Source organism: Bradyrhizobium sp. Kon69, assembly GCF_055807515.1.
In genome coordinates this window covers 1-422 of sequence record NZ_JBVVOS010000125.1, presented here as the reverse complement: position 1 = coordinate 422, position 422 = coordinate 1, and the positions used below count along the sequence as shown (strand labels likewise).

Below are 422 nucleotides of genomic sequence, written 5' to 3'. Positions count from 1 at the left end.
CTACGACAGCGTGTTCGTCTACGGCGGGCGCGGCTATTTCGACAACATGAACGCGTTTTTCAGCGGCAATGGCTACCGCGTCGTCGACCAGAGCAGCGTGCCCGAAGCGGAAATCTCGTTCAAAAATGCCTGGGGCATGGCCGACGAGGACCTCTACAAACAAACCCTGAAACTGGCCGACGCCGACTACGCCAAGCAGCAGCCGTTCCTGCTGCAATTGATGACCACCTCCAACCACCGTCCCTACACCTACCCGGACGGGCGTATTGATATCAAATCCGGCAAGGGCCGCGACGGCGCGGTGAAATACACCGACTACGCCATCGGCCAGTTCCTCGACGCCGCGCGCCAGAAGCCCTGGTTCGATAACACGATCTTCGTATTCGTCGCCGACCACACCGCCGGCAGCGCAGGCAAGGAAG

General features: G+C 60.4%; 1 protein-coding gene. It reads left to right on the top strand.

The window, feature by feature from the left end; genetic code table 11:
* Positions 1–422 (top strand): LTA synthase family protein (locus tag AC0L3U_RS38505; RefSeq protein ID WP_473364979.1); only part of this gene is annotated, 422 nt, incomplete at both ends.